This is a genomic window from Microcoleus vaginatus PCC 9802 (assembly GCA_022701275.1).
Lineage (GTDB): Bacteria > Cyanobacteriota > Cyanobacteriia > Cyanobacteriales > Microcoleaceae > Microcoleus > Microcoleus vaginatus_A.
The window spans coordinates 2425018-2438674 of the sequence record CP031740.1; the positions used below are offsets into that span (position 1 = coordinate 2425018).

The window sequence follows — 13657 nt, forward strand, 5'->3', positions numbered from 1 at the left end:
GGAAAAATAGCAGTAGCCCAGGTAAGGGCGAAGATGCCCACAACTCCGCTATAAAAGAAGTATAAAACAATCCAAGTGGTTGGTGGGACGCGATATTTAAGCTTTTGGTCAATAAAATACAAAAACTGTTTGTGCGTAAAAAACAACATATTTTGGCTGGAAATATTTTCGATCGCCTTCTTGAAAAAGGGATCGGTGAATGCCAACTTTTTATCAGTGACGGTAGTCGGTTCAAAGACAAACGGATGGTTGCACCGTTTACAGCGACCTGAGTTCCTGGTACGATCGCTCAAAATGTTGTCGGTTTGACACTGGACGCATTTCATTCCCATTTCGCTTACTCCTGATTAATTTAATGGATTTATATCGTTGGCGGTTGTTTCGGAATGATTTAAGCGCAGAGGCCGCAGAGGCCGCAGAGGAAGAGAGAGATGAATAGTTTGGTTTAAAAGATTTGCCCGTTCAACAAGATAGAATAGTCTTCTCGCTGTCGAATTAATCGATCGCCCTTAGCATCAATCAACACCTCAGCAGGGCGGGGGCGGTGCAGAAAATGCGACGACATCGCATAGCCGTAAGCCCCGCTATCCAAAATCAGGATCGCATCTCCAATTTTGAGTTTCGGTAGCCAACAGTTGCGCCCCAAATAATCCCGCGAATAAGTAGTGTTGCCACAAATATCCGTTTCATGTCGCGATACATCGCCAGTTTCCCAAGTTGCGATCGCCCGATAGCCCCCGTGCACCGCAGGCACCGATAGATTTGATACAGTCGTATCGACGCCGACAATTTGCCGTAGCTTGCGGGGCGGGACGCCATCACCCAACCACTTCACCGACACAACTTTTGCAAGCAAAACGCCACAACCTGCGATCGCCGATCGTCCCGGTTCAATCACCAACTCGATCGGGCGAGATAGCGCACTCAATCGTTCAGTAATCGCCGCACCAAACTCCCGCCAGTCAAACACTGCACCGCCTCGATAGGGATAGCCAAAACCACCGCCAAAATCGAGGGTTCGCCAATGGGGCAACTGTTGGGCGATCGCAATTAGGCGATCGATCGCCTGCGTAAAAGCACTCGTGGCGTTCGTTCCTGTCCCCCGATAAAAATGCAATCCGGTAATCCTCAACCCCTGCTGCTGCGCGATTTCGTTGGCTTTCTCGAATTCGGCGGGACGCACTCCAATCCGACTGTCTCCCGTCAATTCCGGTGAGTTGAGGCGCAGTCCGATTTCGGCACGGATCGATCGCGGTTGACTGCGCGAATATTCGCAAAAATCCTGGAGTTGCGACAGACTATCGAAATTGAATCGATCGATCTTCCATTCAATCAATTGCTGAATATCCGCCCTATTGAGGTTACTGCCGGTGTAGACAATGCGATCGCTCGTAAAACCCGCTTTCAGTCCTAAAAAAACATCCCCTGGTGTATTCGCGTGTAGCCCCCAACCAGCCTGCTGAATCAATTTCAACAGAGCAATATTGCCGTTAGTGACGGTGGCAAAATGAAACTGAACGTGCGGATAGTCGATCGATCGCGTAATGTGCTCAAGGGTTTGATGGAGGCGATCGGCCTGATACACATATAAGGGCGAACCATAAGTTGACAAAAGTCGCTGGGCTAATGCTTCCGAGAACGGCGGCGAATGTATTTTGGTTTCATTCTGTAGCAAAGATTCAGTCATATAGAAGAAGGAAGAAGGAAGAAGGAAGATGGAAGAAGGAAGAAGGAAGATGGAAGAAGGAAGATGGAAGAAGGAAGAAGGAAGATGGAAGATGGAAGATGGAAGAAGAAAGATGGAAGATGGAAGAAGAAAGATGGAAGAAGAAAGATGGAAGAAGAAAGATTGTAAAATCGAGGGAATAGTAGTCAACAGTCAACAGTCAACAGTCAACAGTCAACAATCAACAGTCAACAGTCAACCTCCTTCGATATTTCCAAATGCGCTGCCCGATCGCCGGTGGCAACCAAAACACATGATCCAGCGATCGCTTGCCCGGAATTTCGCCTAAAACCTCGGTTCGCCATGCCTGCCACATCAGCAGCAGCCAGAGATTATTGCCAATATAGCGATCGCGCATAGCAACTCCGAGTTGTCCCGATAACATTGAGTCGGGCAAATGGGGCTGCCAGCAATTTTGCGATCGCAACAGATTCGGATTCAGCCGATCGCCGATCGCAGCTCAAAACTCCCGGTAATACCAAACCTTCAACGGCACACCCATCCCGCGCTTTTCCCGCCAGACAATTTCCGGCGGCAACCAGCGTTCAGAGGCTTTTTTGAGGATGTATTTTTCGCACGCACCTTGCAGCAGCAGCTCTCCTGGCAGTTGAAACGTCCATGCTGTGAGGTCGGGGTCGCAGAAGGGCGATCGCACCCACAAACCGCAAGCAAACCCCAATGCCGTTGCCCTCGGCTGAATATTTTGGGCACCTTTGAGCATCAGCGAAGCGCGCCGCAGCCTCGCTAGCAGGGAAGGACAGGTTTCGGGATCGATCGCGTCTTGCAGGTAAACGCTTAAATCGTGAGACTGGATGCGATCGAGCATTTCTGGCGAAAAAATCTGTTTTTCATAACCATAAAATCGCTGAAACGTCCGCAAATATTGCTGTTCAAAAGTTTCTTTTCCGGCGGGATGCTCTGCAGTGTAAACTCCGTGTGCAATCAAAGGCTTGTTCGTCCATCCAGCAAATAGCTGATCGCCATTCTCGCCATTGAATACAACTCGCACGTCTTGCGCCGCCGCCTGTTTGAGCAAAAACAGGGCGGCTGTTGTGCCATCTCCATAGGGTAAATCGAGGGCTTTGGCGGTTGGCGCGATCGCCCGCAACACTGCATCGCCCGTCGCCGCCACCCGGATCAGCGGAATCTGGAAAAAGTCCGCCACCTGTTGGGCGTAGGGCAGTTCGGAATAGGCTTCGACACCAAAATCGAGGGCATAGGCGCGCACTTGCAAGCCCGCTTTCACTAGCAGCGCCGTCACTAGGGAAGAATCGATGCCACCGGAGAGTAAAACGCCTACGGGTTCGTCGATCGGCAAATCGGCCACTTGTCGATCGATCGCCTTTTGCAACAGCCCTTGCAACTGTGCGATCGCCTCATCCTCACGGCGCAGTAATTGGGGCGCTTCTTGCCAAGCCGATTGCAGCGATTCCCTACAGGATAGCTTCGCCGCGCGTACTTTCGGCCGATCGTTAACATCGGCGATTTCCCAAATCATCTCGCTTCCGGCTGCTACGGATGCTATTTGCTCGATCGGCGTTAACGGCGTGGGTACGTAGGAAAAACAAGCATAGCTGTGTAGGGCGATCGGGCTAATTTGAGGGGAAGCAATCAGCGGTAGCAGCAATTGCAGTTGCGTCGAAAACCAAATCGTTTCTCCCAACTGCATCCAGTAAAGCGGCACTCGCCCAAACGGATCGCGCCCCAGCCGTAGCTGTTTCGCTTCTACCGCCGCCCAAGCATCTCCCGGTAAATCGGTTGGCTGAAATCGCCCGCAAGCATTCAGCGTCACTGTGTCAGCCGTGAGTACAGATGCAGAGGCGATCGCCCACTGGGATAATTTGCCCTGCCGAATGCAGTAGTCTGGGACTAAACGGCTGAGCGTTTTTGTGCGATCGTCCTCTCCCCAGTAGCCGATAAAATGTGAAGGTTTGTCGATCGCACCCATTAGATGTCTCCAATAATTATTGTGGAACAGGCATCTTGCCTGTTCAAAACAGGCTGTTTTTGGATAAGTCTATTTAGATATCTCCCATAATCCTTGTGGAACAGGCATCTTGCCTGTTCAAAACAGGCTTTTTTGGATAAGTCTATTTATTTCACAGTGAAAGGTTCAGTGCTGATCGCGCGCCCATCCAGGGACATCCGAACTTCCCATTTGCCTGGGGCTGCTGCAGAGCCGAGATCGTAAAAGCAGTGCGTATTCCAAACCGCAGTATCGATCGTGCGAGTTTGATACCTCCCCTGATGCACAGTTTGACCGCTAGAATTAATCCAGTCGCATTGTAAAGACAAGTCACGACCGATCGGAGCATTTTTCAACGTCACCTGGTAGTAGATGCGGGGGTTGATTAGACGGTTGACTTGAGTAAGGCTGTCACCACCTTTTTTCGATAGCGCAATCCTGTCTTCTCCTCCCACAACTTGAGCAGTTTTTTGTTGCTGATTTTGCCCGAACAGCACGCCTATACCGATCGCAGAGATGACAACGGCTGTCGAGGCGATCGCGATCCAACGGTTGCGTCGCTGCTGTTTTTCTAGGACTTCGCGGCGGCGCATTTGGGCGATCGCATCTTCTAAAAGCTCATCAGGAAGATTCAACTCTCGTAAAATTTCTCTTACCTGATCTGGGGCCAATTCTAACTCGCGCTGCTGCGATAACTTGTCGATTTCAGCGACTACCTGTGCTAACTGAGTTTGAGTGAGCCGAGTTTCCATAAAGTTCACGATTAGTATCTGTAATGTTCTTTCCCACTAGAAAGTTAAATATAGCGATCGCCTCTCTCTTCTCGAACTCAGCGCCCTCTGCGCTCTCTGCGGTTAAATTACTCATATTATTCAATAAACAGCTCTCTAAGTCAATTCATAAAAATCATAACCTTAACCTCATAAAATTCATATTTATAGTCTTGGACGCATCGGGACTCATGCAAAACCGGGTTTTTTGTGTGAGTGTGTCTAGGACTGACTTATATAAAATCCAGACTAGAAAACTCTTCTACTTTTTGGGAATCAGTTAAATTAAACTTTCCTGAATCTATTTTTTCCTGTTGGCGATTCAACCAAATTGCGTTTAATCCCGCATTTTTAGCACCGCAATAATCTGCTTTGAAGCTGTCGCCGATATGCAACACCTTCTCGGCAGTGCAGTTGTGCTTTTGCAAAGCAGCGGTAAAAATTTTAGAGTCTGGTTTTGCTGCACCAACCTCGGTAGAAATTGTCACTGATGTGAAATAATCAGCTAAATTTAGTGCTTTTAATACTGGATAAATTCTGGAATCGAAATTCGATACTACTGCTAATTCAATTCCTTGTTGCTGCCACTTATTTAATGCTGGCAATACGTCGGGATAGACGGACCAAGGTTCGGCGGTGGCAAAATGAGCGTAGAGTTCCACAAAGAATGTGGAAAAGTCGGAAAATTGGTGAAAAATTCCTGCTATTTGGAATGCTTTTGCGGCAACTGTTTGCCACCACTCAAATTCTAATTCGGGAATTTTGGCTGTTTCTATCCCTGGAAATGCCATCGGACTTGCTGAGGCGAAGCTTTGGGAAAATGCTGCATTTAACTCTTCACTCTTAACTGTTACTCCAAACCTCTGGGCTATTTGTCCGTATACCTCGCCGACGCTACCGCGAACATCAAATAGTGTACCGGCGGCGTCTAAAAAAATTACTTTGGTCATTTGTTATTTGTTATTGGTTTGTAGTAAGAACTTTAGTCTGGAGTGCCTAGGATTTTAGGTTTGAGGACTGAAGTCCTCACTACAAACTTTTTCAGTTGTGAGTTGTTTGCGGATTCACCACGCCAGAATGATTGGCAATGTTGCCCGCAGGTTCAAATCTGCCTCCTAAATATTTGGCTAGGAATTCTTCGGCGATCGCATAAAAGTGCAGGCGATTTTCTGGTCGCGCAAATCCGTGTCCTTCGTCTGTATAAAGCACGTATTCTACAGGTTTGCCGGCTTGCTTCATGGCATTGACAATTTGCTCGCTTTCTGATTCTTTTACTCGCGGGTCGTTAGCACCTTGGGCGATTAGTAAAGGTTTCTGGATGCGATCGACAAAAAATAAGGGCGAGATCGATTTTAGAAACTCTGGTTCTGTTTCCAGGTTTCCGACGCGGTGATACATATTTGCTTTGAGCGGTTCCCAGTAAGGGGGAATAGTTTGCAGCAGTGTAATCAAATTGCTTGGCCCGACAATATCGACGGCACAGGCAAAAACATCGGGACTAAAAGTCAATCCCACTAAGGCAGCATAACCACCGTAAGAACCGCCCATAATCGCAATGTTATCGGGTTGGGAAATTCCTGTTTCTACAAGCCAATTAACCCCATCTAGTAAGTCGTCGTGCATCGAGGCCGCCCATTTGCGATTGCCGGCATTGAGAAAGGCTTTGCCGTAGCCGGTGGAACCGCGAAAATTGATTTGCAAAACGGCGTAACCTCGGTTTGCCAGCCATTGGGCTTGTGGATTGTAACCCCAGGTATCGCGTGCCCAGGGGCCGCCGTGAACAAGCAAGACTGTCGGTACGGGTGTTGAGACACCAACAGGTTTTGTCAGGTAGCCGTGAATGGTTAAACCATCTCTTGCGGTGTAAGAAATGGGTTCCATTGATGATAGTGGTAGCCGTTCGAGTTTGGGTTGGTTGCTGAACAGGAAGGTGAAGGTTTTGGAGGCGCGATCGTACGCATAGTAGTAAACTGGGCCGTCGTCTGTCATGTAAGCGACTAGCCAAGTTGTATCGGCGAGGTTGCGGCTGGTGATGGAGAATTCGCCGGGGCGGAATTTGCCGAGATCCTCAAAATCCTCTGCTATGCTTTGGTCTAAAATCTGCCACTCTTGCTTGTCCTTGTAGAAGGAAACCGCCTGAATCTCTCGCTTGGTGGGGTGTACGACAATGCCGCCGACATCGTATTCTGGGTCAGAGGCGAGATCAGTTTCTTGTTTGGTTTCTAAGTCTAATGCGATCAAACGTTCGGCGTTAGCATCATGATTGCCCATGATGTAAAGAATTTTGCCGTTTTCTGAGAACATGACGGCACCACCTTCCTCATCGGGCCCCCACCTTCGCAGGCTTTCCCAAGACTTGTCGGGAGTTTCCCGAAACACCAATTCTGAGCCACCGTCGGCAGTGGTGGCTGTGGCCGCCCGCACTTGGAATTGGGCGTCAGCAGTCCAACCGACGATGTTACCTGGGTTGTCGGTGTCAAATTCAACGGCACCATTTTTGAGGTTGATGCGGTAAACGTCGTGTTTGCTGCGATCGCGGATGTTCATTCCCACTAATATTTCATTGGGGAAGTTGCGGTCAAAAGCGATCGGCTGAGCTTGAACGCCTTGAAATGGTGTCAAGTCGCGAACCTGATTTGACTGGATATTGACTGAGAATAAATGCCAGTTTTCGTCACCCTCAGCATCTTGGAGATAAATTAGCTCTTCGTCGCTGTAAGTCCAGAAAAAGATGCGGATGCCTCGTTTTTTATCTGCTGTCAGTTGGCGATCGTCTGCTTGACCGACGGTACGCAATTGCACTTGCAAGACGTTGTGTTCATCTGGTGCAATGTAGGCGAGATACTTGCCGTCGGGTGAAAGTCGGGGGCTAGTTTTTTCGGGATTTCCGAACAGAATTTCCCGCTCTATCAACGGTGGAAGTTCAGTTTTGGGCTGTTGAAATGGGGAATTTTGCATTTTATATCGTGCCTAATATTCTCTGAATCTACACTCCGACAGAAAAAACCAGGTTTTTACCAAATATGCGGGTAGTAGTGAAGTATTTTCGTGAAAAACCCGGTTTCGTGACCGCCATCATAAGTCCTACTATCAACAATCAACCGTCAACGGTCAACAGTTAACAGTCTACAATTAACTAACTTTTAAGCAAATCCTGAATCGGCTTGCTAATCCAATTGAAACCAACTTTTAGTTGATGGTCAAATGTTGGCATCCGATAGAGATAAGCTAAGCGGCGAGCAATGTGGGCTAGTTGTCCGTCGAGTTTAATTCCTAAACCGGCCAGGGTGGCGTTGTCAATTCCTAATGTCATCATTTCTCCTAGCGGCTGATAGCGGAAAGGAAGTAATGGGCGGCCGGTGAGGGAGGCCCAAATGTTCCAGGCGGTGTAGTCAGCTTGCTGGAAGGCTGTTTGGGCTGTTCCGGGGACTTTTTGACCAGTTGCATCGTGACATTCTGCTAAGTCTCCTAAGGCAAATATGTCTGGATGGTCGATAATTTGCATTTGCGAATTGACTATTAATTGACCGCGGCGGTTTTGTTTGAGGGGTAGCGATCGCACTGCTTGACTAACTTGAGTTCCTACTGTCCACAGCACTATGTCTACGGGGAGAACATCTAATTGTCCTTTGTAAAGTAAGGATATTGTCTCCGCTTCGATCGCCTCTACTTCTGTTTCTAGGTCGATCCACACTTTCCGTTTTTCTAAAGCTTGGCTGGCGGCTTCGCGGTTAAACTCCGGTGATGTCCGCAGAATCATGTCCCCTTGCTCAACTAACCGCACGCGACCTTTTTCTCCGAGTCGATCGGCTAATTTACAAGCTAATTCTACTCCTGAATAACCGGCCCCGACGATCGCCACCCGAATTTTGTCGTTGTTGCTGGCTTCTAAAAACCGCAGTCTTTCTTCTAAGCGGTAGGCGTCGTCGAGAGTGCGAAACGAGTAAGCATATTCAACCGCACCCTTGACCATATCTAGGGGCGTTTCGCCGCCTAAAGCTAAAACTAGGCGATCGCACGGAATTTCGGGCCCGTCGTGCAACTGCACTCGCTTTTCCTCCACATCGATGCCGGAGACAGTACCTTGACAAAAGCGCACACCTGTTTTTTGCAAGAGTTCGGCAAACGGTGGGGCAATTTCCCAGGTTTGGAGTTCGTCGGTCAGCAGTTCGTACAGCAGGGGAACGAACAAAAATCGATCGCGACGGTCAACTAGGACAATTTCGGGTTTTTCGGTTTTGGAGAAGGGTAACTGACTCAAGCGCAGGGCTGTGTAGAGTCCGCCGAAGCCTCCGCCGAGAATGCAAATCCGGGGTTGTTGTTGAGTCATGGTGTTTTGTTTGAGGGGCTCACGGTAGCAAGGCAACTTATCTTATTGTAACGAGAGTGAGGGAGTGGGGAAGGGGGAGAGTGGGGGAGTCGGAGAGTGGGGGAGTGGAAAAATCTTCCCTCTTTCCCTCGAACCTCAAGATCCATCGGTTAAATCCGTTCAACTCACATCTGGCACCATTCTCAATAAGGCAGGACTTACGCACTCAAGGGCGTTAAATCAAGGGTTTGAGATTGCTTCACTACGTTTGCAATGACAGAAAATCCTAGTACCTGCGTCCAGGACTATAAGGATTTTAGGGGAGGGATCTCCTGCCCAACCCCTACTGCCCACAAGAAATTCATTCTTTGTGGAACAGGCCGTCGGGCCTTTTAAGCAAGGATGGTGCAACATCTCAGTTAAATCCGTTAAATCCGTTGTCGAACTTTTTTCTACATCTCTAGCCTTGATTAGCTCTACCTATTAGCCAACCTCAAATTTTCTGAATGTTCGCAGAACTAATTTTGTACTATATTAGTTTATAACGAATTGTTACGCAAATTAAATTCACTTTTTATAGGGCCATCTACTCTAACACTTGCCCCCGCACTCACAAGTGAAAAAAAACCATGCAAATTTCTTCCAATTCTTCTACATTTAAGAACGGCGAGCACAATAACGAAGACGGATCATCGTTGTTAAAAAGCGAAGAACGATATAAAAATTTAGTAGCTAATATTCCCGGTGCTGTCTACCGCTGTAGCTGCGAGTATACGGACGGCGGGGAATTAACACGGACAATGGCGTTTTTGAGCGAGGCTGTTCAAGAAATATCAGGCTATCCCTCTTCTGATTTTATCAACGATCGCGTCCGTTCCTTGGCAAGCATTATCCATCCTCAAGACCGCAAAAATGTGGATGCTGCTGTCAAAAAAAGTGTAGAATCGAAAACTCCGTATATCCTTGAATACCGGATTGTCCGGGCGGACGGCCGAATTAGCTGGGTTTACGAAAAAGGCAAAGCTATTTGCTACGAGGCGGACGAGGCTAGAGGAAGACAAGAGGGACAAGGAGAAATCGAGGGCTTTTTGTCGCCTGTGGTTTCGCCGATCGCAAATTCTCTGTGTCGGGTTGTTTATCTCGACGGAGTGATTTTGGATATTACTGAACGAAAGCGAGCTGAGGAAAACCTGCGAAACACTCAAGATTTTCTCAATGCGGTACTGCAAAATCTGCCGATTAGCGTCTTTATTAAAGATGCTGTAGAGCAAAAATTTATTTATTGGAATACTGCTAGCGAAGAATTGTTTGGCTATTCCAAGGATGAAGTGCTCTTAAACACTGCTGCTGAGTTGTTGAAATCAGAGCAGGCAAATTACTTGCAAGAACAAGATTTAGAAGTGTTTGCAACGAGAAAATGTGTCGATTTGCCAGAAGAAACTCTCCAACTTCCGCGCCGGGGAAAGCGGATTTTACACACTAAAAAAGTTCCTTTGTTTGACGATTATGGCGCGCCTAAGTACATTTTGGGTATTGCTGAAGATATTACGGAAAGCAAAAAAAATGAAACTGAATTGTCACGCTTAGCCATTGTGGCTCAAAAAACGCAAAATGGTGTGATTATTACTGATGCTCAAGGCTGCATTGAATGGGTGAATGAAGGATTTACTCGGATTAGTGGTTACGTGCTGGCAGAAATGCAGGGAAAAAAACCGGGTGATGTGCTGCAAGGCCCTCAAACAGACCCGCTAACTATTGCTCAACTGCGATCGGCTTTGGCTGGGGGCGTGCCGTTTAATCAGGAAATTTACAATTACAGCAAGGATGGAAAGGGTTATTGGGTGGCGCTTTCGATCGCTCCAATTTATCAAGAAAATGGGGAACTCGAAGGTTTTATTGCGGTGCAAACTGATATTACCGATCGCAAGCAAGCAGAGGAAACACTGAGGGAGAGGGAGAATTATTACCGCTGCATTGTCGAGACGGCTTTGGAGGGGGTTTGGATGTTTGACGCCGAAAATAAAACAACTTTTGTCAACACTCCGATGGCCGAAATGTTGGGGTATACAGTTGACGAAATGCTGGGGCGATCGCTATTTGAATTTATTGAGGGTGAGGAGAGGGCGCTCGCCCAAACTTACGTGGAGCGCCGCAGGAAAGGTATTCGGGAACGCTACGATTTTAAGTTTACTCGCAAAGACGGTTCTCACTTGTGGGCGATCGTGTCGGCGACGCCAATGTTCGACGCTGAGGGCAAATTTTCCGGGGTTTTACGGATGATTACTGATATTAGCGATCGCAAACAAGCCGAAGCCGAATTGCGCCAAACTCTCCAAGAGTTGGAATTTGAAAAATTTGCATTGGATCAATCTGCGATCGTTTCGACAACCAACGAATTCGGCCTCATTACTTACGTCAACGCTCAATTTTGCGAACTTTTTAAATACGCCAGAGAAGAACTAATTGGCAAAACCCACAAACTTGTCAATTCTGGTTATCACTCCCCAGAATTTTTTAAACAGCTTTGGTCAACCATCTGCCAGGGTAATGTGTGGCGGGGAGAAATAAAAAATCAAGCTAAAGATGGTACATTTTTCTGGTTGGATACTACGATTGTACCTTTCTTAAATAGTAGTGGGGCCCCCTATCAATATGTAGCAATTCGCAAAGATATTACCAACCGCAAACACGCAGAAGAAGCGGTGCGACTTTCTGAAAGTCAATTGAGGGCTAAGAATCAAGAATTGGCAAAAGCCCTACGGGACGTGCATAAAACTCAAAGCATGATGGTTCAAAATGAAAAAATGGTAAGTTTGGGGCAATTAGTCGCTGGGGTTGCTCACGAAATCAACAATCCAGTTAGTTTTATTTACGGCAACGTCATGCACGCTGACGATTACTTTAAAGACTTGCTAAAAATGCTCCAACTTTACCAGCAGGAATACCCGCAGCCAACACGGACAATTCAGCAAGAAATAGATGATGTCGATTTGAATTTTCTGCTCACAGATTTGCCAAAGCTGTTAAATTCGATGAAAATGGGAGCAGAGCGAATTCGCCAAATTGTGCTGTCACTGAAGAATTTTTCGCGATTAGATGAATCCGAACAAAAGCAGGTGGATATTCACGAAGGGATTGAAAGCACTTTGTTGATTTTGCAGCACAGGTTGAAAGAAACGGCAGGGCGTCCTAAAATTCTGCTGCTCAAAGAGTTCGGCAACTTACCCCGCCTACAGTGTTATGCAGGACAGTTGAATCAGGTTTTTATGAATATTATTGGCAATGCAATTGATGCTTTGGAAGAGGCAATGGAGACTGGAAAGTGGGCGGAGGGGGAACAGGCGCCTATTCCTTATTGTCCTTCGCCGACGCTGCGGATTTGTACGGATGTAAAATATGAACAGGATGCTTTGATGCAGGCAGATTCTGCTGTTTCTGATGCTTCGATTCGGCATCCTTCTCATATTGTGATTCGGATTGCTGACAACGGCCCGGGGATTCCGATCGATGTTCACGAAAGGCTGTTCGATCCGTTTTTTACTACCAAAGAGCCTGGTAAAGGTACTGGTTTGGGGCTGTCTATCAGCTATCAAATTGTGGTGGAAAAACACGGCGGGCGGCTTAAGTGCGATTCTGCACCGGGTCAAGGCACGGAATTTGCGATCGAGATTCCTGTCGGCAAAATAGTTAGTTAGTAAGGTGCGGCCGTAAGCACCCTACAATTAGTAAGTAAGGTGCAATTCCTGCAATAGTTCATCCCAAACTTAGGAAGTGATAAAATGAATTACAACGTAATTTACGACGGCAAGTGCAATCTCTGTGTCACCTTGGTACAGTTATTAGAAAACTTAGACCAAGGCAATAGGTTTGAGTATATTCCCATGCAAGATTTAGAGCAATTAAATCGCTTTGGGATTACGTCTGGAGACTGCGAAATGGGGATGATTTTGATAGATGGCAACACCCCGGAACGGCGCTGGCAGGGCAGCGATGCGGCGGAGGAAATCGGGCGGATATTGCCTGGAGGTGAGGTGTTTGTGGCTGCTTACCGGGCAATGCCGGGGATGAAGTGGATGGGCGATCGCGTGTACGAACAAGTCCGCGACAACCGCTATACTTTATTTGGCAAGCGATCGACTACTTACAAATCTGTTTATCCGGTTGGCTGTAGGTCGATCGACAATTGCGATAATAGCAAGGACTAAAGTCCTTACTAGAAACAGGTTCGCAGTGACAACTGAATTCCTCAAAAAGATTGATTAAACAAATCGAATATCTGCTGGCAAAAGTCTTTGAGTTTTTGCGCCGACTCCACCGCAGGTTCGGTTTGGCCGAGAAAATTCCAATTTTCCACGGTAGAAAAGTGCCACTGCTGACCGCTATGATCGTAACCGGCGGCCTCAACTCCGATCGCCCGCCGATATCCTTCCACCGGATCTTGGTAAAATCGGATTTGAATCAAAATGCTGCGGCTTTGCAGCAAGCGACTTCTACCGGGAAAATGGAAGCCAATGTCGATCGAATCTGGATCTACAAGTTCTCTGGTATCCTCGTCATTCATCCAAGGTTTCAAATCGACTTTTGCATCCGGGAATTCCGACTTGAATAAGTTAACAACCGCAGCAATTTTGCTGGCAACTTCTATATTTTTGGCTTGTTCGGCAGCGTTCACTCGAAAAACTCCTATCAAATACAGTTATTACATGATTTAGCTAACAATGTAACTGCATACTGCCTGCTTTAAACAGTGAACTGTGGACTATTTGATAGATATTGAGGAATTGACAAATTTCCAAGTGTGTGTTAAGCACAAGTCATAACATTTGAGATTTTAGATTTTAGATTAAACCATTGGCAATGACTGATTCGGTAAGGGGGGTGAATAA

9 protein-coding genes and 2 pseudogenes are annotated in these 13657 nt (G+C 47.2%); 3 read left to right on the top strand and 8 right to left on the bottom strand.

All coding sequences use genetic code 11. The annotated features are described in order from the left end of the window. Positions 1–95: 95 nt before the first annotated feature. Both D0A34_09975 and D0A34_09980 read right to left on the bottom strand, forming a co-directional pair. Positions 96–332, bottom strand: a pseudogene (locus D0A34_09975) (hypothetical protein). A gap of 113 nt (positions 333–445) precedes the next feature. Then, complete coding sequence (locus D0A34_09980; protein ID UNU19153.1) at positions 446–1687, bottom strand: decarboxylase; 1242 nt, start codon at positions 1685–1687, stop codon at positions 446–448. Between the two features lie 28 nt (positions 1688–1715). Here D0A34_09980 and D0A34_09985 point away from each other — a divergent pair, with 28 nt between their 5' ends. Further along, positions 1716–2015, top strand: coding sequence for a hypothetical protein (locus D0A34_09985; GenBank protein ID UNU19154.1), 300 nt, complete (start codon positions 1716–1718; stop codon positions 2013–2015). Here D0A34_09985 and D0A34_09990 read toward each other — a convergent pair. The 5 genes and pseudogenes from D0A34_09990 to D0A34_10010 form a co-directional block, all read right to left on the bottom strand. Next, positions 1908–3674: pseudogene (locus D0A34_09990) on the bottom strand (asparagine synthase). The gene D0A34_09985 and the pseudogene D0A34_09990 overlap by 108 nt on opposite strands. 146 nt (positions 3675–3820) lie before the next feature. Further along, a complete protein-coding gene (locus D0A34_09995; GenBank protein ID UNU19155.1) occupies positions 3821–4444 on the bottom strand; it encodes a DUF3859 domain-containing protein in 624 nt (207 codons plus the stop codon). A 251-nt stretch (positions 4445–4695) separates the two neighbouring features. Beyond that, positions 4696–5412: an HAD family hydrolase gene (locus tag D0A34_10000; GenBank protein ID UNU19156.1), complete on the bottom strand. Its 717-nt coding sequence runs from the start codon at positions 5410–5412 to the stop codon at positions 4696–4698. Positions 5413–5503: 91 nt separating this feature from the next. Beyond that, positions 5504–7420, bottom strand: coding sequence for a S9 family peptidase (locus D0A34_10005; protein UNU19157.1), 1917 nt, complete (start codon positions 7418–7420; stop codon positions 5504–5506). Positions 7421–7598: 178 nt separating this feature from the next. Continuing rightward, positions 7599–8792: an NAD(P)/FAD-dependent oxidoreductase gene (locus tag D0A34_10010; GenBank protein ID UNU19158.1), complete on the bottom strand. Its 1194-nt coding sequence runs from the start codon at positions 8790–8792 to the stop codon at positions 7599–7601. 608 nt (positions 8793–9400) lie between these two features. Between D0A34_10010 and D0A34_10015 the strand changes: the two genes are divergently transcribed. Continuing rightward, a complete protein-coding gene (locus D0A34_10015) occupies positions 9401–12466 on the top strand; it encodes a PAS domain-containing sensor histidine kinase (protein ID UNU19159.1) in 3066 nt (1021 codons plus the stop codon). An 84-nt stretch (positions 12467–12550) separates the two neighbouring features. Further along, positions 12551–12976: a DUF393 domain-containing protein gene (locus D0A34_10020; GenBank protein UNU19160.1), complete on the top strand. Its 426-nt coding sequence runs from the start codon at positions 12551–12553 to the stop codon at positions 12974–12976. Positions 12977–13017: 41 nt separating this feature from the next. On the opposite strand, the gene D0A34_10025 is transcribed toward D0A34_10020, so the two are convergent. Continuing rightward, positions 13018–13443, bottom strand: a complete 426-nt coding sequence (locus D0A34_10025) for a hypothetical protein (GenBank protein ID UNU19161.1) — start codon at positions 13441–13443, stop codon at positions 13018–13020. Positions 13444–13657: the final 214 nt, after the last annotated feature.